This window comes from Cupriavidus sp. 01L45, assembly GCF_056399885.1.
In genome coordinates this window covers 121929-144511 of record NZ_JBFTSG010000004.1, presented here as the reverse complement: position 1 = coordinate 144511, position 22583 = coordinate 121929, and the positions used below count along the sequence as shown (strand labels likewise).

At 64.1% G+C, this 22583-nt stretch carries 24 protein-coding genes and 1 pseudogene; 5 read left to right on the top strand and 20 right to left on the bottom strand.

The features are described 5' to 3' along the window. Positions 1 to 32: 32 nt before the first annotated feature. The 3 genes from AC1DT6_RS04365 to AC1DT6_RS04355 all read right to left on the bottom strand — a co-directional run bounded on the left by AC1DT6_RS04365 (position 33) and on the right by AC1DT6_RS04355 (position 3214). On the bottom strand, positions 33 to 164 hold the full coding sequence (locus tag AC1DT6_RS04365) for an entericidin A/B family lipoprotein (protein WP_035861400.1): 132 nt from the start codon (positions 162 to 164) through the stop codon (positions 33 to 35). A 157-nt stretch (positions 165 to 321) separates the two neighbouring features. Then, entirely contained in the window at positions 322 to 1650 is a 1329-nt protein-coding gene (locus AC1DT6_RS04360) for a GGDEF domain-containing protein (protein ID WP_441627777.1), read from the bottom strand. Positions 1651 to 1900: 250 nt separating this feature from the next. Further along, positions 1901 to 3214, bottom strand: coding sequence for a hemolysin family protein (locus AC1DT6_RS04355; RefSeq protein ID WP_441627775.1), 1314 nt, complete (start codon positions 3212 to 3214; stop codon positions 1901 to 1903). A gap of 392 nt (positions 3215 to 3606) precedes the next feature. Here AC1DT6_RS04355 and AC1DT6_RS04350 point away from each other — a divergent pair, with 392 nt between their 5' ends. The 4 genes from AC1DT6_RS04350 (at position 3607) to AC1DT6_RS04335 (ending at position 11043) form a co-directional block, all read left to right on the top strand. Next, positions 3607 to 5751 carry a hydantoinase/oxoprolinase family protein gene (locus tag AC1DT6_RS04350; RefSeq protein WP_477114516.1) on the top strand — a complete coding sequence of 715 codons (2145 nt, stop codon included), beginning with the start codon at positions 3607 to 3609 and terminating at the stop codon, positions 5749 to 5751. A gap of 11 nt (positions 5752 to 5762) precedes the next feature. After that, positions 5763 to 8087: a hydantoinase B/oxoprolinase family protein gene (locus tag AC1DT6_RS04345; RefSeq protein ID WP_441627771.1), complete on the top strand. Its 2325-nt coding sequence runs from the start codon at positions 5763 to 5765 to the stop codon at positions 8085 to 8087. Positions 8088 to 8147: 60 nt separating this feature from the next. Further along, complete coding sequence (locus tag AC1DT6_RS04340) at positions 8148 to 8654, top strand: acetone carboxylase subunit gamma (protein WP_441627769.1); 507 nt, start codon at positions 8148 to 8150, stop codon at positions 8652 to 8654. A gap of 367 nt (positions 8655 to 9021) precedes the next feature. Further along, positions 9022 to 11043, top strand: coding sequence for a sigma-54-dependent Fis family transcriptional regulator (locus AC1DT6_RS04335; RefSeq protein ID WP_441627767.1), 2022 nt, complete (start codon positions 9022 to 9024; stop codon positions 11041 to 11043). A gap of 29 nt (positions 11044 to 11072) precedes the next feature. On the opposite strand, the gene AC1DT6_RS04330 is transcribed toward AC1DT6_RS04335, so the two are convergent. Then, on the bottom strand, positions 11073 to 12071 hold the full coding sequence (locus AC1DT6_RS04330) for a tripartite tricarboxylate transporter substrate binding protein (protein WP_477114515.1): 999 nt from the start codon (positions 12069 to 12071) through the stop codon (positions 11073 to 11075). A gap of 97 nt (positions 12072 to 12168) precedes the next feature. Further along, the gene (locus tag AC1DT6_RS04325; protein ID WP_477114514.1) at positions 12169 to 13863 is read right to left on the bottom strand and encodes a thiamine pyrophosphate-binding protein; all 1695 of its coding nucleotides are present in this window, start codon (positions 13861 to 13863) and stop codon (positions 12169 to 12171) included. 208 nt (positions 13864 to 14071) lie between these two features. Here AC1DT6_RS04325 and AC1DT6_RS04320 point away from each other — a divergent pair, with 208 nt between their 5' ends. Beyond that, positions 14072 to 14797: a GntR family transcriptional regulator gene (locus AC1DT6_RS04320; RefSeq protein WP_441627761.1), complete on the top strand. Its 726-nt coding sequence runs from the start codon at positions 14072 to 14074 to the stop codon at positions 14795 to 14797. 96 nt (positions 14798 to 14893) lie between these two features. Here AC1DT6_RS04320 and AC1DT6_RS04315 read toward each other — a convergent pair whose 3' ends face one another. The 15 genes and pseudogenes from AC1DT6_RS04315 to AC1DT6_RS04245 form a co-directional block, all read right to left on the bottom strand. Beyond that, positions 14894 to 16003: a tyrosine-type recombinase/integrase gene (locus AC1DT6_RS04315; protein WP_477114513.1), complete on the bottom strand. Its 1110-nt coding sequence runs from the start codon at positions 16001 to 16003 to the stop codon at positions 14894 to 14896. Beyond that, positions 15993 to 16214, bottom strand: coding sequence for an excisionase (locus AC1DT6_RS04310; protein WP_477114512.1), 222 nt, complete (start codon positions 16212 to 16214; stop codon positions 15993 to 15995). Before AC1DT6_RS04310 ends, AC1DT6_RS04315 begins: the two co-directional genes overlap by 11 nt. A 60-nt stretch (positions 16215 to 16274) precedes the next feature. After that, complete coding sequence (locus AC1DT6_RS04305) at positions 16275 to 16523, bottom strand: hypothetical protein (RefSeq protein WP_477114511.1); 249 nt, start codon at positions 16521 to 16523, stop codon at positions 16275 to 16277. 3 nt (positions 16524 to 16526) lie between these two features. After that, entirely contained in the window at positions 16527 to 16784 is a 258-nt protein-coding gene (locus AC1DT6_RS04300; protein ID WP_477114510.1) for a hypothetical protein, read from the bottom strand. Further along, positions 16781 to 17164 carry a Lar family restriction alleviation protein gene (locus AC1DT6_RS04295; protein WP_477114509.1) on the bottom strand — a complete coding sequence of 128 codons (384 nt, stop codon included), beginning with the start codon at positions 17162 to 17164 and terminating at the stop codon, positions 16781 to 16783. The genes AC1DT6_RS04300 and AC1DT6_RS04295 overlap by 4 nt, the downstream gene beginning before the upstream one ends. A 4-nt stretch (positions 17165 to 17168) precedes the next feature. Beyond that, on the bottom strand, positions 17169 to 17357 hold the full coding sequence (locus tag AC1DT6_RS04290; protein WP_477114508.1) for a hypothetical protein: 189 nt from the start codon (positions 17355 to 17357) through the stop codon (positions 17169 to 17171). Further along, entirely contained in the window at positions 17354 to 18262 is a 909-nt protein-coding gene (locus tag AC1DT6_RS04285) for a Lar family restriction alleviation protein (RefSeq protein WP_477114507.1), read from the bottom strand. Before AC1DT6_RS04285 ends, AC1DT6_RS04290 begins: the two co-directional genes overlap by 4 nt. Next, positions 18259 to 18483, bottom strand: a complete 225-nt coding sequence (locus AC1DT6_RS04280; protein WP_477114506.1) for a hypothetical protein — start codon at positions 18481 to 18483, stop codon at positions 18259 to 18261. The genes AC1DT6_RS04285 and AC1DT6_RS04280 overlap by 4 nt, the downstream gene beginning before the upstream one ends. Next, a complete protein-coding gene (locus AC1DT6_RS04275) occupies positions 18480 to 18806 on the bottom strand; it encodes a hypothetical protein (RefSeq protein ID WP_477114505.1) in 327 nt (108 codons plus the stop codon). Before AC1DT6_RS04275 ends, AC1DT6_RS04280 begins: the two co-directional genes overlap by 4 nt. Continuing rightward, positions 18799 to 20004 carry a hypothetical protein gene (locus AC1DT6_RS04270; protein WP_477114504.1) on the bottom strand — a complete coding sequence of 402 codons (1206 nt, stop codon included), beginning with the start codon at positions 20002 to 20004 and terminating at the stop codon, positions 18799 to 18801. The genes AC1DT6_RS04275 and AC1DT6_RS04270 overlap by 8 nt, the downstream gene beginning before the upstream one ends. Next, the gene (locus AC1DT6_RS04265; protein ID WP_477114503.1) at positions 20001 to 20123 is read right to left on the bottom strand and encodes a hypothetical protein; all 123 of its coding nucleotides are present in this window, start codon (positions 20121 to 20123) and stop codon (positions 20001 to 20003) included. Before AC1DT6_RS04265 ends, AC1DT6_RS04270 begins: the two co-directional genes overlap by 4 nt. Next, complete coding sequence (locus AC1DT6_RS04260) at positions 20123 to 20794, bottom strand: hypothetical protein (RefSeq protein WP_477114502.1); 672 nt, start codon at positions 20792 to 20794, stop codon at positions 20123 to 20125. The genes AC1DT6_RS04265 and AC1DT6_RS04260 overlap by 1 nt, the downstream gene beginning before the upstream one ends. Further along, positions 20791 to 21048 carry a DNA translocase FtsK gene (locus tag AC1DT6_RS04255; RefSeq protein ID WP_477114525.1) on the bottom strand — a complete coding sequence of 86 codons (258 nt, stop codon included), beginning with the start codon at positions 21046 to 21048 and terminating at the stop codon, positions 20791 to 20793. The genes AC1DT6_RS04260 and AC1DT6_RS04255 overlap by 4 nt, the downstream gene beginning before the upstream one ends. Then, positions 21049 to 21936: pseudogene (locus AC1DT6_RS04250) on the bottom strand (recombination-associated protein RdgC); the annotation flags it as partial. 16 nt (positions 21937 to 21952) lie between these two features. After that, positions 21953 to 22582 (bottom strand): lambda exonuclease family protein, encoded by a 630-nt coding sequence (locus tag AC1DT6_RS04245; RefSeq protein WP_477114501.1) that lies wholly within the window; start codon positions 22580 to 22582, stop codon positions 21953 to 21955. Position 22583 lies beyond the last annotated feature (1 nt).

Here is a 22583-nt window from a genome sequence, read left to right as displayed (position 1 = left end):
CCAGGCACCGGAGCCGGTGCCGGCGACACATCCTATTTGCTGCGATCCGCCGCGCCTTCGAGCTTCTGGCCGCCCTTCTGAATATCCTGGCCGAGCCCGGCCATGGTGTTGCAGCCAGCCAGCAGGGTGGCAAACAGAATGCAGAAGATCCATCCTTTTTTCACGCCAGACTCCTTTCGATCATTGAATTCGCCGCAATTCTACCGTTGTCGCGGGGCACTATGAAGCGCGACTCCCGCCATTTTGTAACCGTTCGTGCCCGGCGAAACGTGCAACAGGACGCCGCATTCCGGGGACGAGGCGGCAGCAGGGGCGGCCTGGCTACGCCAGCAGCTCGCGCGCACGGGCGCAAATGGCCGCATGTGTCTGGGCCAGCCACTGGGCCGGGAAGGGCTGGGCCAGCAGGTAGCCTTGCACGGCACTGCAGCCCCAGTTGCGCACCTCGGCCAGTTGGTGCCGCGTTTCGATGCCCTTGGCGCAGACTGGCAACGCAAGGCGCTGTGCCTGCTCGCAGGCGGATTGCAGCCGGGCGGCGCCGGCGCTCTCCTGGTTTGGCTGCGCGGTCGTGCCGATGCAGCGCGCATCGAAGGTCAGCAGATCCGGGCGCAGGCGCTCCAGGGTCGCGCTGCCGCCAGGTGCGTCGGCAAAGTCGCTCAAGGCAAAGCGCACGCCGGCGCGCCGCAGCGTGGCCAGCTTCGCGGCAGCCACGCGGTCGGTGGCGAGCAACGCACCGGGGGGGATCTCCAGGCAAATCCTGGCCGGGTCCAGATGCCGGCGTTCCAGCGTGCGCAGCAGGGTATCGATCATGGGGGTACCGTGCATCTGCGCGCTGGACACCAGCAAGGAGAGTTCCACCGGTTCGCCGATGCCCGGGCAGTTCAGCAGGGGCAGGGCGTTTTCCATCAGCCACCGCGCGACGTCGCCCATCATGCCGAGCGATTCCAGCGCAGGCAGGAAGTCCTGTGGCGCAACACGCCCGAACTCGGGGCTCTGCCACCGCAGCCTGGCTGTATAGCCTGTCACGCAGCCCGTGGACAACGATGCCCGTGCCTGCAGGTTCAGAGCAAGCTGGCTTCGCGCCAGCGCGTGCGGGAGGGCAGCCAGCAGCGGCGTGGAAAGCGGCCGGGACGTTGTGGCAGCGTTGGCGGCAACGCCGTCACCGCCGCGCTTGCGCACACGCAGCATCGCGTCATACGCTTCGCGCAGGCTGCGCTCGGCCGGCTTGTCGGGTTCGTCAAGCGCCACGCCGACGCTGCTGGCCAGGAACAATTCGAACCCATCCTGCAGGAAGGGGCGTGCGAGGCCGGCGGCCACGCCGCGTGCCAGGCGCAGCGCGGCTTCCATGTAATCGGTCGCCGCCAGGGGTAGCGGCACAGCCGCGCCGATGTCGGCTTGCCCCAGCCACGTCATCTCCGCCGGGGGCGCCAGCGCGGCTACACGCGCCACTGCCTGCGCGCGCAACCGTCCGGCCAGATGCGCGCCGAGCATTTCGCTGGCGTGGGTAAAGCGGTCCAGGTGGATAACAAGGACCGCGAATCGTTGCGTGGCGGGCGATAGTTGCCGGCGCGCTGCCAGAGCGCAAGCGAAATCGCTTGTTTCCCGTGGGTCCACCTCCGCCGAGCGGACATCGTCGTCTGCGTCAGGATGCATGGGGGGTCCCTGTCGTGATCCGGGCACGATCCGGCCATGCCGTGACCGCACCAACCGCCATGCCATCCGTGCCCCGGCCTGGGGATCTTGTCCTCAAGCCGCAGTCAGGAGTGGCACGGCACAGCCAGATCATACGGCACGGCAGGCGCCGCCCGAAGAGCTGCGGATACAGGGATAGTGCGGATTCGCGGGGGCTTGACGGAGCTCAAAATCCGGCGCCTGGCGTAACCAGGCCTGGCGGGCAGGGTGATCAGCCGGTGGTTTCGGCGTCGGCGCCGTCCTCGGGCGGCACGCGCGAGGCCAATACCTTGTCGATGCGCTTGCCATCCATGTCGACGATCTCGAACTTCCAGTCGGCCCAGCGCACCGTGTCGCCGGTTTGCGGGAGCCGGCCCAGCAACAGCAACAACATGCCGGAGAGCGTGTGGTAGCGCTCTTTGTCCTCTTCCGGCACGTGGCGCAGGCCAATGCGGTCTTTCAGCTCGGGGATGGGGATCAGGCCATCGAGCAGCCAGGAGCCATCCTCGCGCTGCACCGCCCATTCCTCGCCGACGCCGTCCTGCTTGAATTCGCCGGTGATGGCTTCGATCAGGTCCTGCAGCGTGACCAGGCCCAGCACCTCGCCGTATTCGTCGATGACGAAAGCGATCTGGCCACCCGAGATGCGGAAATTCTCCAGCAATTCCATGCCGGTCACACTCTCCGGTACGAAAACCGGAGGTTGCACCACGGCGGCCAGGTCGGTGGGCTCGCCGCGCAGGCGGCGCGCAAGCAACTGGCGCGCGCTGACCACGCCGAGCATGTCGTGCATGCCGCCGCGCACCACCGGGAAGCGCGAGTGATCGGACTCCTCGATGCGGCGCAGGTTTTCTTCCAGCGGGACTTCCACGTCCAGGCAGACCACGTCGCCGCGCGGCACCATCAGCGAGGTGAGCTGGCGGTCGTCGAGGCGGAACACATTGCGCACCATGGTGTGCTCGTGCTGCTCGATGACGCCTGCCTCCGAGCCTTCCACCAGCAGCGCATGGATCTCTTCTTCGGTGACGGCCGGGCCACGGCCGCTCTTGACGCCAAGCATGCGCAGCACCAGCCGGGTCGAGCTGGAGAGCAGCTTGACAAAGGGCGTGGAGGCCAGCGCCAGGAAGGAAATCGGGCGTGACACCAGGCGGGCGATGGTTTCCGGCGCCATCTGGCCGAGACGCTTCGGTACCAGTTCGCCAAGCACGATGGAAAAGTACGTCAGGCCCGCCACAACGATGATGGTTGCCACGTAACCGGCGGTCGACGCCTGCAAGCCAAGGCCTTGCAGCCACACACCGAGCGGCTGGGCCAGGGTGGACTCGCCAACCACGCCGTTAAGCACGCCGATCGAAGTGATGCCGATCTGCACGGTCGAGAGGAAGCGGGTGGGGTCTTCGCCCAGCTTGATCGCCTCGATGGCGCCGCGGTCGCCTTCTTCGATGCGCCGTTGCAGGCGGGCCTTGCGAGCCGTCATCAGGGCGATTTCGGACATCGCGAACAGGCCGTTGATCAGAATCAGCGCCAGTAATATGGCAATTTCCATCAGGGTGCGCGCCCTGTGCGCGCAGGAGTTATCGAGGCCCAAAGCATAACATCGCTGTGTGTCAGGACCGCTTCCGGCCTTGCACAGAGTGGCTTATCCATCGCCCGGCGGTATCTGCGGCCGAACGGGCCGCCGCCCCCCGCGCAGCGCGAAAACCGAACGATGCGCCGTTCGAATTCACGACGTTCGAGACGGTGCAAGTCGCTTGTTCCCACTTTCCGTAGCCCGGGAATATTCGATATCCCATTGATATAAAAAGAAAAAACGCTTGTCTCCGCGGGCTGGCACAGCGGTTGCGATACAGACACCGGACCACCGTGCCACGCGGTGAGTCTGGCAACGGCGCTGCCTGGCAGCCGCCGTGAACGCTGTCAAAGCAAGGAGACAAGGATATGGAAGTGCAATCACAAGTCCAGGTGATGGGCATCGACGCCGGCGGCACGATGACCGACACCTTCTTTGTGCGCGCCGACGGGCGGTTCGTCGTCGGCAAGGCCCAAAGCAACCCGGAAGACGAATCCCTGGCCATCTTCAACTCCTCGGAGGACGCGCTTGCGCACTGGCAGCGCGGCGTCGACGACGTGTATCCCGAACTGTTGACCTGCGTGTACTCGGGTACCGCGATGCTCAACCGCGTCGTGCAGCGCAAGGGACTGGACGTGGGCCTGATGGTCAACAAAGGCTTCGAGCACGTCCATTCGATGGGGCGGGCCATCCAGAGCTACCTGGGCTACGCGCTGGAGGAGCGTATCCATCTCAACACGCACCGCTACGACGAACCGCTGGTGCCGCTGTCGCGTACCCGCGGCGTGACCGAACGCACCGACGTGCAGGGTGCGATCGTCATACCGCTGCGCGAAAACGAAGTGCGCCAGGCAACGCGCGAACTGGTGGCGGCCGGGTCAAGGGCCATCGTGATCTGCTTCCTGCAATCGCACAAGAACGGCACCAGCGAGCAGCAAGCTCGCGACATCGTGCGCGAGGAACTCAAGAAGCTGGGCGCCGATCTCCCCGTGTTCGCCTCGGTGGACTATTACCCGCAGCGCAAGGAAAGCCACCGGATGAACACCACGGTGCTCGAAGCCTACGCGGCCGAGCCCTCGCGGCAAACGCTCAAGAAGGTCAGCGACCGTTTCAGGAAGCACGGCGCCAAGTTCGACCTGCGGGTGATGGCCACCCACGGCGGCACCATCAGCTGGAAGGCCAAGGAACTGGCACGCACCATCGTCTCCGGCCCGATCGGCGGCGTGATCGGCTCCAAGCTGTTGGGCGAGACCCTGGGCTACGACAATATCGCCTGTTCCGACATCGGCGGCACCTCGTTCGACATGGCGCTCATCACCAAGGGCAACTTTGCCATTGCCGCCGATCCCGACATGGCGCGCCTGGTGCTGTCGCTGCCGCTGGTGACGATGGACTCGGTGGGCGCCGGCGCGGGCAGCTTCGTGCGGCTCGATCCCTATAGCGGCGCCATCAAGCTCGGTCCGGACAGCGCGGGATACCGCGTCGGTACGTGCTGGCCGGAGAGCGGGCTGGACACGGTGTCGGTTTCCGACTGCCATGTGGTGCTGGGCTACCTCAATCCCGACAACTTCCTTGGCGGCGCCATCAAGCTGGACGTCGAGCGGGCGCGCCAGCATATCAAGGCGCAGATCGCCGATCCGCTGGGTTTGTCGGTGGAGGATGCGGCAGCGGGCGTGATCGAACTGCTCGACCTGCAACTGCGCGAGTACCTGCGCTCCAATGTAAGCGCCAAGGGCTACAACCCGACCGAGTTCGTCTGCTTCTCCTATGGCGGGRCAGGGCCGGTCCATACCTATGGCTACACCGAAGGCCTGGGGTTCAAGGACGTGATCGTGCCGGCGTGGGCGGCGGGCTTCTCGGCATTCGGCTGCGCCTGCGCGGACTTCGAATACCGCTATGACAAGAGCGTCGACCTGGCGCTGCCGCAGGACGCCGCCGAGGCGGACAAGGCCCAGGCGGCCCAGACCATCCAGAAGGCGTGGTCGGACCTGGCCGCCAAGGTGATCGAGGAGTTCAAGATCAACGGCTTCAAGCCCGAAGACGTGATCCTGCGCCCCGGCTACCGCATGCAGTACATGGGCCAGCTCAACGACCTGGAAATCAGCTCGCCTATCGTCAGTGCCGCCACGGCCGGGGACTGGGAGCAGATCGTCGACGCCTTCGAGGAAACCTACGGCAGGGTGTACGCCAGCTCGGCGCGTTCGCCGGAACTGGGCTTCTCCGTCACCGGCGCGATCATGCGCGGCATGGTGATTACCCAGAAACCGGTGCTGCCGGAAGACCCGGAAGGCGGGCCGAAGCCGCCTGCGCAAGCCCGCCTGGGAACGCGCCCGCTGTACCGCCAGAAGCAGTGGCGCGACGCGGTGCTGTGGAAGATGGAGGCGCTGCAGCCCGGCAACATCATTACCGGACCGGCCATCATCGAGTCGGACGCGACCACCTTCGTGGTGCCCGAGGGCTTTGCCACCACGCTCGACAAGCATCGCCTCTTCCACCTCAAAGAAGTGAAGTAAGGAGACACGCCATGAACATGATGTCCAGCAAGGAAGTCGGCCTCGCCGACCTGCTCAAGACCGGCGAAACGCTCAAGCAGTTCCGCGACGCCATCCTGGAGCGCACAGCCAGAACCGGCCACTACAACGGGCTCACGCGCCTTGAATTCCGCGAGCGGGACCCGATCCGCTACGAAAAGCTCTTCTCCAAGCTGCGCGGCGGCCTGGTGCATGCGCGCGAAACCGCCAAGAAGATCGCCGCCAGCCCGATCGTCGAGCAGGAGGGCGAACTGTGCTTCACGCTCTACAACGCCGCGGGCGATTGCGTGCTGACCTCGACCGGGATCATCATCCACGTCGGCACGATGGGCGCGGCGATCAAATACATGATCGAGAACAACTGGGAGGCCAATCCCGGCATCCATCCCGGCGACATGTTCACCAACAACGATTGCTCGATCGGCAATGTCCATCCTTGCGACATCGCCACCATCGTGCCGATCTTCGCGCACGGCAAGCTGGTCGGCTGGGTGGGCGGCGTGACCCACGTGATCGACACCGGCGCGGTGACGCCTGGATCGATGTCGACCGGGCAGGTGCAGCGCTTCGGCGACGGCTACATGATCACTTGCCGCAAGACCGGGGTGAACGACACCCCGTTGCGCGACTGGCTGCATGAGAGCCAGCGCTCGGTACGCACGCCGAAATACTGGATCCTGGACGAGCGTACCCGCATTGCGGGCTGCCACATGATCCGCGACCTGATCGAAGAAGTGATCGAGGACGAAGGACTGGAAGCCTACGAAGAGTTCTCCTACGAGGTGATCGAGGAGGGGCGGCGCGGCCTGCAGACACGCATCAAGGCGATGACGTTGCCCGGCAAGTACCGCAAGGTCGCCTTCGTCGACGTGCCATACAACCATCCGGACGTGCAGACCTCATCGGCTTTCGCCAAGCTCGATTCGATCATGCATTCGCCGGTGGAAATGGAAATCCGTAAGGACGGCTCGTGGCGGCTGGATTTCGAGGGCGCGAGCCGCTGGGGCTGGCACTCGTACAACGCGCATCAGGTGGCCTTTACCAGCGGCATCTGGGTGATGATGACGCAGACCCTGGTGCCCACGCAGCGCATCAACGACGGCGCTTACTTCGGTACGGAATTCCATCTGCCCAAGGGTACCTGGATGAACCCGGACGACCGCCGCACCGGCCATGCCTATGCCTGGCATTTCCTGGTCTCAGGCTGGAGTGCGATGTGGCGCGGCCTCTCGCAGGCCTACTTCAGCCGTGGCTACCTGGAGGAGGTCAATGCCGGCAACGCCAACACCTCCAACTGGCTGCAGGGCGGCGGCATCAACCAGGACGGCGAGATCCACGCGGTCAACAGTTTCGAGGCGTCCTCGTGCGGCACCGGCGCCAGCGCCATCAAGGATGGGCTGAATCATGCCGCGGCGATCTGGAACCCGGAAGGCGACATGGGCGACATCGAGATCTGGGAAATGGCCGAGCCACTGCTCTACCTGGGGCGCAATGCCAAGGCCAATTCCGGCGGCTACGGCAAGTACCGGGGCGGCTGTGGTTTCGAGACGCTGCGCATGGTGTGGAAAGCGCAGGACTGGACCATGTTCTTCATGGGCAATGGCTATATGAACAGCGACTGGGGCTTGATGGGCGGCTATCCGGCCGCCACCGGCTACCGCTTCGAGGCCCACAAGACCGGCCTGAAGGAGCGCATTGCCGCCGGCGACAGCCTGCCGCTGGGCGGCGATGCCAATCCGGACCTGCCGGATTACGAGAACCACCTCAACGCCGGCGCGGTAGTCAAGCGCGACCAGCAGTGCATGACCACCGAGGACTGCTACGACAACTACGACCTGTACCTGAACTACCTGCGCGGCGGCCCGGGCTTTGGCGACCCGCTCGACCGCGAGGCGGAAGCCATCGAGCGGGACCTGAACAACGCCTTGCTGTTGCCGGAGTACGCGCAGAAGGTCTACGGCGCCGTGGCGACCAGGGATGGCAACGGCATCTGGAAGGTGGATGCCAGGGAAACGGCGCTGCTGCGCGTCGAGATCCGTAACCAGCGCCTGGCGCGCTCGCAGCCCGTCCAGGAATGGATGAAGGGCGAGCGCGAGCGGATCCTGGTCAAGCACGCTTCGACCCAGGTGCAGCACATGTTCGCCACCAGTTTCGGTCTGTCGAAGAAGTTCGAGCAGCAGTTCCGTACGTTCTGGGATCTGCCGGACTCGTGGACCCTGACCGAGGACGAACTGGACGTGCCGACCTATGGCTCCAAGTACCGCATGGACCTGTCCAAGATGCCCGACGTCAACACCGTGGTGCTGGTCGAGGAATGAAGCCCGGCCCACGCCAGCGAACACAGACATCAGGCAATACGCCACCAGAGAGGATTCAATATGTCCACCTACACCAGTGAACAGGTCAAGAACCTGGTCGACGGCAAGCTCGACTGGGACACCACCTTGCGCATGCTGTCGATGCCCAAGGATGCCGCGCGCTTCCAGCTTTACGTGGAAGCACTGCAGAAGAAGCTCGATTGGGACGATCGCATCGTGCTGCCGCTGAGCCCGCACATGTTTATCGTGCAGCAAGCCAAGACCAGGAATTGGGTGACCCAATGCGACTGCGGCCATGTCTTCTGCGACTATCGGGAGAACTGGAAGCTGCACGCCAACGTCTATGTGCGCGATACGGACGAAGCCATGGCCGAGGTCTATCCGCAACTGATGGCGCCGGATACCCAATGGCAGGTGTACCGCGAGTACTACTGCCCGAAATGCGGGACCATGCACGACGTGGAAGCGCCTACGCCGTGGTATCCGGTGATCCACGACTTCGAGCCGGATATCGATGCGTTCTACACGGACTGGGTGAAGTTGCCGCTGCCGGAGCGCGTGGATTGATGCGCGCATCGGCACGGAAGTAATTGTTTGTCCACTTTCTGGCCCGGGGATGGAGCGGCCATCCCCGGGCGGAAGGCCTGGCGGCCGTTCGATTTTCGGACGGCCGTTTCGTTTTCGGCCGGTCGCTGGCGGACGATCCGGCGCGCGTGCGGCCCGGCAGGGCGCGCGGCCGATGGCTGGCGCGTGGCCTGGAACTTGCACATAGGCAAGTCCCGGCTGGCTTTGGCGGCAGCGTCGGGAGTAGCATGCAGGAAGCGGGCCCTGGTCCCGCAAAGCAGACAAGACAAGACAAGACAAGACAAGAGAACGAGCCGGCGAACCGGCCATCCGAGCCCGCATCGAGCGGGCCCCCGCAAGGAGACACGGAATGCAAGAAGCCGGCACACCGATGGACTGGTTTTCTCATCCCGACCACGACGCCAGCATCATGTCCGCCTGGGAACACTTGATCGACGGTGGTGAGGCGAGTGCCGGAGAATTGCGCTGCGTGGTCGACGATTCCTGGCGCCGCTGTCTGGTGGGCCAGGTCGATCCCGGTGCCGGTGCCGCGCCGCCACCGCTTGACGAAGGGGCCCTGCGCGCCCGGCGGGAGAAGAACGATCGCCTGCTCAGCGCCAGCCTTCCGTTGATACAGCAGACCCGCGAGTTTCTCTCCCAGACCGGCACCATCATGCTGCTGGCCGATCCCGACGGGATGATCCTCCAGCAGGAGGGCGATATGCGCATCGTCGAGCCGGCCGGGGAAGTGGGCCTGATTCCCGGCTGCGACTGGACCGAGCTCAACTGCGGGACCAATGCCATCGGTACCGCGCTGGCCTTGCAACAGCCCGTGCAAATTCACGGCGCCGAGCATTTTTGCGCCGGCATCAAGCGCTGGACCTGCTCGGCCACGGTCATCCGCGATCCGCTGGACGGCGGCGTGCTTGGGGTCATCGATGTGTCCGGCCTGGCGCAGACCTACAGCCGRCATAGCCTGGCGTTGACGGTGTCGCTGGCCGGCCGTATCGAAAGCCGGCTGGCCAAGCTGGCCATGGAGCGCCGCCTGCGCCTGCTGGATCGCTGCATGAGCCATTTTGCCTCGGTGCGCAGCGATGGCGTGCTCGTCCTCGATGCGGGCGGGCGCCTGATCAAGGCCAATCCGCAGGCACCGGCCGCACTGGCACGGCTGGGTGTGCGCACGGCGCTGAACAGTGCGTTTTCCGTCCCCGGCCTGGACGCCCGCGCGGCGGGCGCGGGCTCCGGACCACTCCCCGAATGGCTGCGCCTGACCCGCTTCGAAGCGATCCGCGACAACGGTGAGATGCTGGGTTTCGTCGTGGTGATCCCTGCCGCGCCGCATCGTCTTGCAACAGGTGCTGTCGGCGTGCCGGCCGCCCGGCCGGGCCTGGCCCCGGCGTTTTCACGGATCGTAGGCAGCAGTGCTGCCTTGCGCTCCGCCGTGGAGAAGGCGCAGCACCTCGCGCCGTCCAGGGTGCCGGTACTGCTGCTGGGCGAGACCGGTGTCGGCAAGGAACTGTTTGCGCAGGGGATTCACCAGGCCAGCGCTTGCGCGGATGGCCCGTTCGTGGCGCTCAATTGCGGGGGGCTGTCGCGGGACCTGCTCGCCAGCGAGCTCTTCGGCTATGCCGAGGGGGCGTTCACCGGGGCACGCAAATCGGGCGCGCCCGGCAAGATCGAGGCCGCCAACCGGGGAACGCTGTTTCTGGACGAAATCGGGGAAATGCCGCTCGATATCCAGCCGCACCTGTTGCGCGTGCTGGAAGAGGGGGAAATTTACCGGCTGGGCGAAAACACGCCGCGCAAGGTCAGCTTTCGCCTGGTCGCCGCCACCCACCGGAACCTGCGCGACGATGTGGCCGCGGGAAAATTCCGCATGGACCTGTTCTACCGCATCGCCGTGACCAATATCGCGATACCGCCGTTGCGCGAGCGCAAGGACGATATTCCGGCCCTGGTCACGCACTGGCTGGGGCAGCTATGCGAGCGCTACGGCCTGCCGGTGGCCTCGTTCGATGACGACGCTTACCGGTGCCTGCTGGCCTACGACTGGCCGGGCAATATCCGCGAATTGCGCAACGCGCTGGAGGGCTCCTTGCTGATGGCCGAAGGCGGCGTGATCACCATGGACAAGCTGCCGCTCGAAATCAGCGCGGTGGGCATGCCGGGCGCCACCGGCTTGCCCAAGGGCCTTGCCAGCAGCGCGCCCGAGACGGTGTACTCGCTGGAAATGGCCGAATCGGAATCCATCCGCAAGGCCCTGGCGTACAGCGGCGGCAACCTGACCAGGACCGCGTCGCGCCTTGGCATCGCGAAGAGCACGCTGTACCAGAAGATCCGCAAATACGGGTTGAGCGCGGCCCTGAGCGAAACGCGCGGCAGGGTGACATAGGGCGGCGATACTCACCGCTTTCCGCACCTTCAGTCTTCCAGTTTCAGGCTGGCTTTCTTGACGAATGCATTCCAGCGTTCGTATTGGTCGCGGGCGTAGCGGTCCAGCGCCGGGCCATCGCTGGCCACGACCTCGAAACCCGCCTGGGTCAGCTTGCGGTGTGTTTCAGGGTCCGCCAGCGCGGCCTGGAACGCTTCGGTGAGCTTGCGCACCGTCGCCGGCGGGGTGCCGGCCGGGGCGAAGATGCCGATCCAGGAATAGGCCTCGAAGCCGGGAAAGCCGGATTCCGCCACGGTCGGAACATCGGGCAGGTCCGGCAGCCGCTGGTTGCCGGTGACGGCCAGCGGCTTGATCTTGCCTGCGGCAATCTGGCCCTTGAGCGCCGCGTAGCTCAGCAGCGTCAGGCTTGACACATTGCCGAGCACGGCCTGCACGGCGGGCCCGCCGCCGGCATAGGGGACATGCAGCAACTCGACGCTGGCCTGGCGCTTCAGGTCCTCGGCGACCAGGTGATTCATCGAGCCAAGCCCGGTGGAGGCGTAGCTGTATTTGTTCGGCGCCTGTCGGGCGGCGTCCAGGAAGGTCCGCAGGTCTTTGCCGGGCACGGTGGGCGAGGCGCCGATGACCAGCGGGAACCGTACCGCCAGGGTCACGCCGACGWAGTCCTTGAAGGTGTCATAGGGCAGCTTGGACTTGGCGATCGGATTGATGGCGTGGGTGTCGAAGCTCACCAGCACGGTGTTGCCGTCCGGGGCGGAGCGGGCCACGTACTGGGTGGCGAGCTGGCTGGCGGCGCCAGGGCGGTTCTCGATCACCACCGGCCTGCCGGCCGCCTCGGCCAGCTTGGGCTGGATGATCCGCGCGGCGATGTCGGTGCTGCCGCCGGGCGGGAAGGTCACGACCAGCTTCAGTGGCGTTGCGCTGTCCGCCAGCGCGGGCCGGATGGCCAGCGGCAGCAGGCAGGCCAGGAGCGCGACGCCGGCCACCAGCGCACGTCGGTTGACGGATGCTACACGTAGGCAATGCATGAATACCTCTCCCTTGGTCTGTTGGCGTCTGATGGCGTCCGTGACTTCCCGTGCGCGGTCCTTCCTGGCCGGCGGCCGCGCTTGCCGGCCCTGTGCCTCAGCCCATCCACTGGCTCACCGGCGCGGCGGAGTCCTGCAACTCCTGTGAAATCACATCGATCAGCGCCGGACCATCATGCTCCAGCGCAGCCCGGACKGCAGCATCCAGCAGCGCGGGATCTTCCACCCGCCAGGCCTTCACGCCAAAGGCTTCAGCCACCCGGGCGTGGTCGGTGCGGTTGAAGTCCACCGAGAAATAGCGTTTGTCGTAGCCGGCTTTCTGGCTGGCCTTGATCCAGCCGTAGACCGAGTTCGAGAACACGATCATCTTCAGCGGGATCTTGCGCCGCACCAGGGTTTCCATCTCGCCGCAGGTGAAGCCGAAGCTGCCATCGCCCATCACCGAGACGACCGTGGCGCCGGGGCGGCCGACGATGGCGCCGATGCCCGCCGACATGGAGAAGCCCAGCGCGCCATGCGCCCGGTTTGTGATGAAGTGGCGGCCGGGCCGGCTGGCATTGTAGTAGGCCGAGAAGTACGGGCAAGGCGTACCGGGGTCGGCGACCACGATGGCATCGTCGGGCAGGAGGCGGTTGAGTGCATCGACCACGCGCTCGGGCTTGATCGGCGTATCGTGCGATGCAGCCAGGGGGGCGAACGCGGCCAGCTTGGCGGCACGCGCCGCGCCAGCCAGCGCCACGCCGTCGGCGGCGTCCGCCGGGCGATGCGCAAGGCGGTCCCGCACGGCGGGGTTCAGCGCGCGCAAGGCCAGCAGCGCGTCGCCCACCATGCCGACCTCGGTCCGGTAATTGGCCGCGATCACCATCGGGTCGGCATCGATATGCAGGATCGGCACGCTGCGGGCGGGAAAGCGCCAGTGCTCGGTGGTGGTCGAACCGGCCCGGCACCCGATGAACAGCACCAGATCGGCCTGGGCGACAATCTCGCGGGTCGCCATGATGCCGCCGTTGGCGCCCACCACGCCGGCATTGAGCGGGTGGGTGTCGGCCAGGCTGCCCTGGCCGCTGACCGTGGTGCAGACCGGCGCGGACAGCATGACGGCCAGCGCGTCGAGTTCGCCGCAGGCGCCGGAAATCACCACGCCGCCGCCGCAAATGATGACCGGCGCGCGCGCTGCCACCAGCTTTTGCGCCGCGCGTTCGATTTCCGCGGGATCCGGGGCGTAGCGCATGGCGGGGAAACGGTCGTGCCCCTGCTGGGCCCAGACGTCGGCGGCATCGACCTCGTGCTTCTGCACATCGTACGGCAGGCAGATATGGGCTGAACCCGGCTTGCCCGTGGTCATGGCGCGGAACGCGCCGCGTACCGCATCGGGAATCTGGTCGGCACGGTCGACGGTGGTATTCCACTTGGTCAATGGCCGGTAGAGTGCCTCCTGGTCCAGCTCGGTCAGCGGGTATTTGCCGCGCGAACCCACCGAAACGTCCGACGTGATGCCCAACACGGCCACGGAAGATTCATTGGCCTCGACCAGCCCTGGTAACAGGTAGGTAGCCCCGCCGCCGCTCGGGCCTTCGCAGACGCCCACCTTGCCAGTGACGCGCGCATAGGCGTCGGCCATATAGGCGGCACTGCGCTCGTCCCGGGTCAGGRTGTGGTCAATGCCGTGGTCCAGGCGCGCCAGGGCATCGTAAAAGGGCAGGCTGGTGTCGCCGCACAGGCCGAAGACGTGCTTCACGCCGTTGAGTTGAAGCATCCGCACCATGGCTTCGGCGCCATTCATCTTAGTCATCCGGGGAATCTCCAAATCCAGGGGCCGCGCGCCGCCCTGGTTGCGGGCCGGGCGCATGCCTGTCTTCGTTGCAGTTGAGCAGGCATGCGCAAAGGATACACATTAGAATACAGTTAAGTATACTTAAAATTGCAGCGCCGGGCCGGACGTGCCACGGGCACGCGGTATGATCCAGCGCCCATCCTTTCGAAGCGAAGCAGACAACAGCATGAAGACGCCTATTTCCACCGTCAGGCGAAGACGCGGTTCCGACGTGTTCACCACGCTTCGGGAGATGGCGATTTCGTATGAACTCAGGCCTGGCGAGCGCCTCAACGAGATTGAACTGGCCGAGCGGCTGGGCGTGAGCCGTACACCGGTGCGCGAAGCGCTTACCCGGCTGGCCACGGATGGTTTCCTGGTGGAATCGAGCCGCGGCTATATGCGCCGCCCGCTCGAAATCCAGGAAATGCTGGATCTGTACGAGGCCCGTGTCGCGGTGGAGCGGGAATGCCTGCGCCTGGCGTTCGCGCGTGCCACGCCGTCCGCTATCGCGGAGGTTGGCGCCTATCTCGATCGGAGCAAATCGGTCCCGCCGGATACGCCGGTGCGCGAACTGGTCGAGCTCGACGAGGGTTTTCACATGCGCATTGCCGCCATGGCCGGCAATGCCGAGCTCAGGCGCATGCTCGCCAGCCTCAACGAGCGCATCCGCTTCATCCGGTGGATCGACATGGAGAACATCGGCCGCGATTCCACCCAGCGCGAACATGCCGAGATCGTGCGCGCCCTGGCGGACCAGAACTGGGAGGCGGGCGAGCGCTATCTCAGCGCGCATATCGCGTTGCGGCGCGAACAGATCGTCGAAGCCATTACCAAAGGGCTGGCGAGGATCTACTTGCCGGATGCCGCCGAGGACGCACGCTCGCCGGAGTCGCCCGACACGGGGCGTTGAACCTGCGATTACCTCGGAGGTAGCGGCATCGCCCGGAAACGCGCGCCAGTGCTAGGCCGTCTGGCATTCGTCTGGAATTCGTCTGGAATTCTCGCGCTACAGCTTGACCTCTACCCATTCTGCGCCGCGCACATCCCGGTACATTTCCGTCATGCTCGCGGTCTTGTGCCCGAGGATCGCCTGCGCGAAATCAGCGCCGTGCTGCTCCGCGTACAGGCGTGCGGCCAGGCTGCGGAGTTCGTGGAAGGTCGGCGGCGTCTTCCCGCTGTCCCAGGTAAGTTCTGCCTTCCCACGCACTTTTGCGAACGCCTTGGTCAGCGCGTCGGGGCCGACTTGGCTCCCCGGCAGGCGCGCGCCGATCTTCCTGCGGTGATGCAAAACCCACTTCGAAAGCACATCATCGCGGCACTGCTTGATCACTTCCTCCAGTGATAGATTGAGTGCTTCGAGCCTGACAGCGGTTGGGATGCGGATCTTCGCCCCGGTCTTCGACTGCGTAACGAACAGGAATCCGTCCTGCACGTCGGAGAACTGCATGTTCGAAATGTCCTCGCGGCGCTGGGCGGTCAGCATGGCGATTTCCATGCTGCGAGCCACCCATGGGTCCAGATCCTTCGCCTTCGCATAGATCGCGCGGAAGTGCTCCAGCGTCAGCCGGGACCGCTCGACCTCGATCACCGCGTTTTTCGTCACGGTCACCGGATTCATGCCGGTGTCGATGAGCCCCTTGGTTTCGGCAGTGCGGAACATGTCGTGCAGCGTCTTGCGGACCAGCTTCGCCATGGTGGCGCCGCGCTTTGTAACTGCTTCATCTAGGAAGGCGGCCACCTCGTCGGTCTTGATGGTGCGCAGGTGCTTGCCGGCGAATGGGGCCGAGCAGGCCGCCCGGATGCCGGACTTCACCGTCTTCATGGTGCTATCGGTGGGTTTTCGGTCCTTCAGGTAGAGTTCCTCATATGTCACCGACCATTCCGTCAGCGTCTTGCCGTCCGGTGCCGTGATGCGCTGCGCCAAGGAAACGTGTCCGCGGCGCTTCGCCACCTCAGCATTGGCTGCACGCGCCTCCTGAAAAGCCCGCGCCTGGTCGCGCCCCAGTCCGTAATCCTTCTTCGTGTCGGGGTCGCGATAGTAAAAGTACCCTGCGCCATTCTGGTTCAGGTTGGCAGGCCAGTTGCGCCTCTTTGCCTCCCGCTTCCTAGCCGCCATTTCCAGACCTCCGCGCCATTTCGCCTTCCGTGTCAGCATAGATTGCGCTCGGCTCGACAAAGTAGCGATGCCCAATCTTGACGGGGGCAGGGACGATCCACCCACATCGGCGCCAGTTGTACAGCGTGTTCTTGTGCGGCTTGGCGTCACCGAAGATGCGCTCGGCCCAAGCCTCCAGTGAAATCAGTTTTGGCATTTTAGTTGCTGCCATGTTCTTCTCCAATCTGCCAAGCCTGGCGGGTTGTCTCGATGATGTGTTGGGCTGCCGCGATCACGCCGACGGCTCCAACAGTTCAACAGCGGCGGCCATGATCTGGCCTATCTCCATCCTGGTCATACCAGGGTCGGAGCAGATTTCCTTTGCGGTCATGAGGACGTCCTTGCCCTTGCGTGCTGCGATTTTCTGGAGAGCGCTGCCGAGTTCGGTCATGCGCTCCTTGTACTTGTCGCCGAGCAGGCGCTTTACGGTATCGCGCGTCTCGTAGAGCTTCGCGGCGGTCTGGATGGCTCGTTGGTTCATGGCTCAGTCCTCCCTAGGCGATTCGGTGACCATCTTGTGAAAGTGCGTCAATTGCTCGTGGAGTTCTGCCGTTAGAGGAATATGCATGCGCCGTATGTTGGTGCTTTCGTAGTGGATCGAAGCAAGCACCGCGGCCTCGCGCATCTCGCTGGGTGTGAACTGGCTTTGATGGATCATCGCTTCCATCATGTCCACGAGCTTCCTGTAGCTCAGGTCGGTTCTGTAGCGCTCCGCAGCGCTCCCTCGCTCCCACATGGTCATTTCTCCTGCTTGGGGGATGCGGAGGCGCGGACTACGGCAGGGTTGATGGGTCGCACCGCGTATCGCGGAGCGCTCTCGAAGCCCTTAGCAATCATCGTCACCATGATGTTTCCGTCTCGCATCTGCTTCACGCGGACGTGCTCGCACTGGTAGGTCGGCGCCGGTGCCCCTGCGGTCGCTCTGCGGTTCCAGGCGGCGATGGCAGCTGCTTTCCAGTGCGGCCAATCGTAATAATCGGTTCGCACGTCCGGTCCTTGCGCGCCACATCCGCACACGATTCCACCGTATTTGTAGCCGCCATCACGTAAGGCATAGCTATCCTTTCCAGGTACTTCGCCGCACCAGGGGCACGGCTCCAGCCGCTCTGCGTCGTCAGTCATGGCGTCAGTCCCAGTAGGTCATGTCTTCGACAACGGCGCCCTCGGGGTCGTTGTCGTATCCAACGCCCAAGGCATCCGTGACGTAGGTGTCGTGCAGACTGTCTGCATAGTCCCACAGCGCCTGCTTGTCCCAGCCGGGAGACTGGCGTTCCAGTTCATCCTCGGCGCGCTTGATCCATTCGTCTTTGCTCACTTCCCCTCTCCTTTGGCGATTGCGGCATCGATGGCGTCATCGAATGACTGTTCTCTGTCGCGAAACATAGCGCCCAGCGTCCCGTAGCCATCGCGCTTTTCATTGTCATCACGAATCCACTGATACCTCTCCGCATCCTTACGCAGATCGTCAATCCAACCGCCCGGCGCATTGGCTGCGATCCACTCCGCCTTGTCGCGCTTGTCCTCGCTGGGCTGCGCGGCCAGGAGGGCGCGGGCGAGAGCGCGCATATCCGTGACAGGCCGTTCAGATGTACCGTCGTTGTAGGTCACGTAGTGCAGCGCCTTGCCGCTCAGATGCTTGACCAGCAGAGGCATTAGCAAATCCTCGATCTGCTCATCCGTCAGCGTCTTGGTGCTCGGTTGCGGATTGCGCTTGTGCCACTCGTCTACGCGCCATGCCAAGGACTTGTCCGATTCGTGCAGGAGCCGCGTCGGATAGTTGTCGGCCTTGCTGCTCGGCTCCCCCGCCCCGTCCTCCTGCGTGCTGGCTGCGGGCGATTCCGGCTGGGCGAGGAGGGCGCGGGCGAAGGCAAGAACGTTACGTTTGTCTGCATTCACATAGCAAACCTTTCCCCACGCCATATGAGAATCCGCAATGGATAGGATCTGCTCATCCGTCACCGCGCTCGCCCCCATTGCGCGGGTGTCGGGGCGGCGGTTCCAGACGGCGATGGCTCTCGCCTTAGCCCCCACATCAGACTCAATGTCACCCTGCTGTGGATAACCCCAAGGACCACAAACAGGGGCTGTAGACGCCAGGCACTCGCCATTTGAACAGCCGATGCTGAAAATACTCTGAAAGTCTCCACACTCATCGCGCCGCCGTTTGTGTATTTCTGCGTTGCCGCCACAAAACGGGCACGACTTCAGTTGCTCACTCATTGGCTCTCTCCCTTCTTTTCAGCCTGCGATGCGGCGAGGAGGGCGCGGGCGAAGTTCACCCAATCACGCGGCTCTGTATGAACCGTGAAGCCTTCGCGCAAATCCTCCGCAATCAATGGCTGGCCCAAGACTTCGCCAACCAGATCGAATATCTGCTCCTCCGTCACCGCGCTCGTCCCCATTGCGCGGGTGTCGGCGCTATCGTTGGTGGTGTTGGTCATGCTGCCTCCTTGGTGGTGTCACGTCGCTTAGGGACGAGCGGAATATCAAAGAACGCGCCAAGCCATTTGAATACAGAGGCCAAGCAATCGAACACAAGCGCGAACAGATTGGCGCACGGTGTTACTGACGCCAAAACGAACCACAGGATTGTCCCGATAGTTAGTTCCGGCGTGTAATAGCGCTCCCCGCAAGAGCCCATGTCTTTCTTGTACAAGCCAATGCACCGAAAGAAATACACGACGAAGCAGATTGCAGCCGGGACCCAATAAACGAGGATTGCAAGCGTGCTGGTGAATTCGAAACTTTTAACGTAATCAAGCATGGCTCTCTCCCTTCTTTTCGGCCTGCGATGCGGCGAGGGCAGCGCGCAGGCGCTTGATGTGCGCCTGAAGGGACTGCACGACAGGACGCTTATCCAAGAAATCACCCAGCGCACGCTCCGCGATCAGTTCAAGCTGCCGCTCGATGGTCTTGATGGTCACATCAACGGCATCCGTCAACGCGGCAGGCGGTGCGACCGGCTGCGGGGCGGCGTAGATGGCGCGGATTCGTTCAACGTTGCCGCGACTTTCGTTTGCACGTGCGATCATGCGGCCACTCGCATCGGCGTCATCGGGGAAATTCCCTGCCATCTCCTCCCATGCTGCTGCACTGGCTTCTAGCAGCGCAATGATCTTCTGCGCCACCGGCTCGCTGCCACCCTCATTGCTATCCGCAAACTTCTCGTGCCGGGCCGCTAGCTCCACGACAAGCCAGCCAATCGCGCCCTCGGGCGACATATCCGCCAGTTCAGGGAACGTCTCAGCATTGAACTTCACCGTCTTGCAGGCCTTCTCGAAATCTCGCCGGTATGCATCCGCGATTACGGTATCGCTGCCACCCTCATTGGGAGCGGACTGGGTGAGGTAGACGATGCGACGCTCCCACGATGCCCCATACGTTCCGGGCTTGGCTTCCGCGATACCCTGTCCAACGTACTCGTATTGCACTTTCGGGCAATCCCGCCACGCATCTGCAGAACTGCCGCGCCACTGGTAAATCGGTTCCGCCCGGCTGACAGGTGCCGGGGGAGCGGCGTGGATGGCGGCGATAGCAGCGTCGGCGATCTCGGCAACGCGCGCGGGGTCTTCGGAAACTGCGCGAAAGTCGTCCTCGCTCATGGTGCCAACCGACCAGGCATCCCATACGCGGGTGCAGTCGTAGGCATCGCCGAGCGCTTCGACCACAGCGGCGCAGACCGCATCGCGCACATCCTCACCGATGGGCGCAGGGTGGTTGCCGGGGAAGCCCGGGAGCGGCATCCAGTGGCTTGGCTCTACGCCTACCGGCTTGTTCGGGGTAAAGGCGCATTCCCGCCAGCCTTGGTCGTATGACCACCAGCCCACAAGGACAATGCAGGCGGAAGCGCGCAGGCTTCGTGCAAACAGCAGCAAGGGGCGGCCATCGAGTGGCGCGGTTTCGATGGGCCGCCAAGCCTGGGCGGCCGGCGTCAGTTCGCGGGTTTCAGCTTGCTGGCTCACTTCGGTTCCTTGTCTTTGCCTGCAAGCTTCTCAAGCAGGCGGTATTGGGCGTAGGCACTGATCACTAGGCTAATGAGCAAGCCGGCGACGGTGACGATTAGGGCGGTGTCGCAGTTCATTACCTGGTCCATCCCACCATTCCGGCTTGCGGGGCAGCGCGTGTATCGCGGTAATGCTCCGGCCGAACTGGCTCCGCATCATGTTTCGGTGGCACCTTTAGCCACACGGTTGCGGCATCCGGCCGGGTTAGCAGCCCCCGCTTCTCGCGCTCCCTGATCTTCTGGCGATTTCGCCAGATGTCGATCTGCTCGGGGCAATCCTTCATCATCCTGACTCGGTAGCGCTTGACGATCTGCTTGCGCGTCAGCGGCCTTGGCTTCCTGGCATTGACGCCTTGCCCTAGTGCCCAGATGCGCGCCGGGCCGCCCTTGGCAAACTGAGATGTCCAGGCGTACACATGGATCAAGCAGCGACCGTGGCTCTTGCGCAGCAGGTCAAGCGTGTACGTGTGGCTCAGGCCAACCGTCTCAGCTATCTCCATAGCCGTCTTCGGCCCCTTCTCCAGAAGCGCAACGATCTGCTTCCAGTTGAAGGTCTGCTGGAAGGTTTGCTGCACGCGGCGCTGGCCGAGCTTCAGGATCTTCTTGCCGTGGTCATAGATCGCGCCAGCGCTCCTACCAGGGAATAGATCTGCCATGCCATCCATCTTGATGTCGCTGTGCCAGAGATCGCGCAGGCGCGCGTCGTCTTCCGGGCTCCAGGGTTCGCGTGGCTTGCGGATCTTATTCATGCTGCCACTCCGATCACGCTCCTGGAGCCGTCGGAGGTCATGGGCGATACGACGCTGGCACCCTCCATTTGCTCGAGTAGACGCGCGGCGCGGTTGTAGCCAATCCGCAAGTGCCGCTGCACCAGCGAGATGCTGGCCCGCTTGTTCTTCTGGACGATCTCCACTGCCTGCGGGTAGAGCGGATCAGCGTCGCCCTGATCCGGCGATTCAGCGTCCTCTGCCGCCGATACCAGATCGTCCGGTGCTTCGGGCACTTGCTCGCCACCAAGCGCCTCCACTAGATCGGACAGCAGGCGCGCCAGCTCGCCGGTCATCAGCAGGAAGTCGCTATCGAATGCCTCGTCGGCACCTTTCTCGCCAGTTGCTGCCGTTTCCTTCAGGACGTCTAGCGGCACCACGCGCTTGATCGCCAGCCCATCAGTAAGCACCAAGGAAACCCGGTCATTCCATGTCATTGCCAGCCGTGTGCAGCGTTTGCCGGCTGCGATGTGGCGCGCGACGTCTTCGGTGTCCGGGGTCTGGTTAGCGATCCGGATGCTGGCACGGCTCTCGCCCGAGGACTGCAGCACGGTGTCCTGGTCGATCGTGAAGCCGGCCGGGGCTTCGTCGGTGGCAAGCCATTCCGTCATGGCGGCCACGGGCGAATTCTTGACGCGCAAGTGCGTCACATCCAGGCCGTCGATAGCGCGAAACATCTCGCCCATCACGGACTCAACCTTCGCGCCGACAGCCGCGTCTATCACCAGCCAGCCGTTCGCCGGGTCGATCCAGACGTGCGTCATGCTGCGGATGTTGAAGGCCTTGGGCATCAGTTCGTCGGTGACGGATTCCTTGAGTTCGCGCATTTGCTTCCGGCCTGGCTTGAAGCCTTGCTGCTCTTCAAGATCGGCGGCACGCACCTTCACGAAGTCACGGACCACGGACGCGGGCAACAGCTTCTTCTCGGTCGCGAGGGCGATCAGGATTTGCCCATTGACGCTGTGCACCAGCTCGCCGCCATCGCGCGGCGGGGCCCAGCCCTGCGTCTGCATCTGCAGGTCGCCGCACGGCACGAAGGCGTGCTTGGCCAAGGCCTGGCTCAGCGCCTCGACGGACATCTCAAAAGCCGCGAGGCGGAAGACGGTCAGATTTTTGAACCACATATTCTTCCTCAGTGGGTTAGGCGGCGATCTGGCAGAGGGCGGCCATGTTCTTCTGCACCATGGCCTCGAAGCGCATCAGGTCGGCTTCGAGCTCGTTGATGACGTTGTCGTCGCGCTTGATGCGGATGATGGTCAGGTGGCGTCCGATTTCTTCCAGGTCGGGGGCCCACAGCACCAGGTCAACCCACTGCCGGCCGAGCAGCCACATCGCGCCATTGCACTGGTCGATGTACTCGCTGATATCGCCATCCACGACGGCAGTGAACAGGGTGTCGGACGAAACCATGGTCTTAATCTCGACAAGTCCGTCTTCGCCTACCAGGCCATCTACGCTCACACCGAAGAGCGAATCGTCGGTGGTGATGAAGCCAGCCTCTTCGACGAAGTGGCCGGTGCGGGCCTCGTATGCTTGGCGCGCAAACGGCTCTTGCTCCTGCCCATCGCGCATCGCGCCGATCTGGAACTTGGAGGGCGCCTTGCCGCCGGCGCGCTCGCGGGCTACGTCCATCGAGTACACCAGGCAGGACTTTGCCGGCTCGCCATTCCTGAGCTTGGCGCGGCAGTCCTTGAATCGACTGGCGGTAGTCACGCCACGGCGGGCGGCGAACCAGGCTTCACTTTGTTGCGGGTCGTTATGGGTGATCATG

Coding starts and splice junctions, on each gene's coding strand:
- AC1DT6_RS04245 (WP_477114501.1), bottom strand. CDS start 22,582: ATGATCACCCATAACGACCCGCAACAAAGTGAAGCCTGGTTCGCCGCC.
- AC1DT6_RS04355 (WP_441627775.1), bottom strand. CDS start 3,214: ATGGAAATTGCCATATTACTGGCGCTGATTCTGATCAACGGCCTGTTC.
- AC1DT6_RS04265 (WP_477114503.1), bottom strand. CDS start 20,123: ATGAACTGCGACACCGCCCTAATCGTCACCGTCGCCGGCTTGCTCATT.
- AC1DT6_RS04295 (WP_477114509.1), bottom strand. CDS start 17,164: ATGACTGACGACGCAGAGCGGCTGGAGCCGTGCCCCTGGTGCGGCGAA.
- AC1DT6_RS04275 (WP_477114505.1), bottom strand. CDS start 18,806: ATGCTTGATTACGTTAAAAGTTTCGAATTCACCAGCACGCTTGCAATC.
- AC1DT6_RS04300 (WP_477114510.1), bottom strand. CDS start 16,784: ATGACCATGTGGGAGCGAGGGAGCGCTGCGGAGCGCTACAGAACCGAC.
- AC1DT6_RS04360 (WP_441627777.1), bottom strand. CDS start 1,650: ATGCATCCTGACGCAGACGACGATGTCCGCTCGGCGGAGGTGGACCCA.
- AC1DT6_RS04340 (WP_441627769.1), top strand. CDS start 8,148: ATGTCCACCTACACCAGTGAACAGGTCAAGAACCTGGTCGACGGCAAG.
- AC1DT6_RS04260 (WP_477114502.1), bottom strand. CDS start 20,794: ATGAATAAGATCCGCAAGCCACGCGAACCCTGGAGCCCGGAAGACGAC.
- AC1DT6_RS04280 (WP_477114506.1), bottom strand. CDS start 18,483: ATGACCAACACCACCAACGATAGCGCCGACACCCGCGCAATGGGGACG.
- AC1DT6_RS04315 (WP_477114513.1), bottom strand. CDS start 16,003: ATGGCGGCTAGGAAGCGGGAGGCAAAGAGGCGCAACTGGCCTGCCAAC.
- AC1DT6_RS04320 (WP_441627761.1), top strand. CDS start 14,072: ATGAAGACGCCTATTTCCACCGTCAGGCGAAGACGCGGTTCCGACGTG.
- AC1DT6_RS04285 (WP_477114507.1), bottom strand. CDS start 18,262: ATGAGTGAGCAACTGAAGTCGTGCCCGTTTTGTGGCGGCAACGCAGAA.
- AC1DT6_RS04305 (WP_477114511.1), bottom strand. CDS start 16,523: ATGAACCAACGAGCCATCCAGACCGCCGCGAAGCTCTACGAGACGCGC.
- AC1DT6_RS04345 (WP_441627771.1), top strand. CDS start 5,763: ATGAACATGATGTCCAGCAAGGAAGTCGGCCTCGCCGACCTGCTCAAG.
- AC1DT6_RS04310 (WP_477114512.1), bottom strand. CDS start 16,214: ATGGCAGCAACTAAAATGCCAAAACTGATTTCACTGGAGGCTTGGGCC.